We start from the raw sequence: 1,430 nt of genomic DNA, 5'->3' as shown, positions 1-1,430 counted from the left end.
GTTGCTTACGAGTTATGTGATAAACTGACACCAAAAACCTGTGCTACAGTAACAGACAATGTAACGGTAACATCGGTAGTCAGCCCGATAACAGAAAGTGGAAGTATCGCTGCAACCGGCGGAATCGCAATCACTACTGTATTATCGAATGACACAACCAATGGCGTTGCAAGTACAACATCGAACTCTACAATAGCGCAAAGCGGTACATGGCCAACGGGAATTAGTTTAAACACGACTACCGGAGCAATAAGTGTAGCATCGGGAACAGCACCTGGCGTATATGCAGTTGCTTACGAGTTATGTGATAAACTGACACCAAAAACCTGTGCTACAGTAACAGACAATGTAACGGTAACATCGGTAGTCAGCCCGATAACAGAAAGTGGAAGCATCGCTGCAACCGGCGGAATCGCAATCACTACTGTATTATCGAATGACACAACCAATGGCGTTGCAAGTACAACATCGAACTCTACAATAGCGCAAAGCGGTACATGGCCAACGGGAATTAGTTTAAACACGACTACCGGAGCAATAAGTGTAGCAGCAGGAACAGCACCTGGCGTATATGCCGTTGCTTACGAGTTATGTGATAAACTGACACCAAAAACCTGTGCTACAGTAACCGACAATGTAACGGTAACATCGGTAGTCACACCGATAACAGAAAGTGGAAGCATCGCTGCAACTGGCGGAATTGCGATTACTACTGTATTATCGAATGACACAACCAATGGCGTTGCAAGTACAACATCGAACTCTACAATCGCGCAAAGCGGTACATGGCCAACGGGAATTAGTTTAAACACGACTACCGGAGCAATAAGTGTAGCAGCAGGAACAGCACCTGGCGTATATGCAGTTGCTTACGAGTTATGTGATAAACTGACACCAAAAACCTGTGCTACAGTAACAGACAATGTAACGGTAACATCGGTAGTCAGCCCGATAACAGAAAGTGGAAGCATCGCTGCAACTGGCGGAATCGCGATTACTACTGTATTATCGAATGACACAACCAATGGCGTTGCAAGTACAACATCGAACTCTACAATCGCGCAAAGCGGTACATGGCCAACGGGAATTAGTTTAAACACGACTACCGGAGCAATAAGTGTAGCAGCAGGAACAGCACCTGGCGTATATGCCGTTGCTTACGAGTTATGTGATAAACTGACACCAAAAACCTGTGCTACAGTAACCGACAATGTAACGGTAACATCGGTAGTCACACCGATAACAGAAAGTGGAAGCATCGCTGCAACCGGCGGAATTGCGATCACTACTGTATTATCGAATGACACAACCAATGGAGTTGCAAGTACAACATCGAACTCTACAATCGCACAAAGCGGTACATGGCCAACGGGAATTAGTTTAAACACGACTACCGGAGCAATAAGTGTAGCAGCAGGAACAGCACCTGG

At 45.8% G+C, this 1,430-nt stretch carries 1 protein-coding gene; it reads left to right on the top strand.

Annotated features, from left to right (window positions below; all coding sequences use genetic code 11):
• Positions 1–1,430: hypothetical protein (locus BLV35_RS19385; protein ID WP_394331052.1), on the top strand; the 1,430-nt coding region annotated here is incomplete at both ends.

The organism is Flavobacterium gillisiae (assembly GCF_900107635.1).
Classification (GTDB): domain Bacteria; phylum Bacteroidota; class Bacteroidia; order Flavobacteriales; family Flavobacteriaceae; genus Flavobacterium; species Flavobacterium gillisiae.
This window is presented reverse-complemented; position numbering and strand designations above follow the sequence as displayed.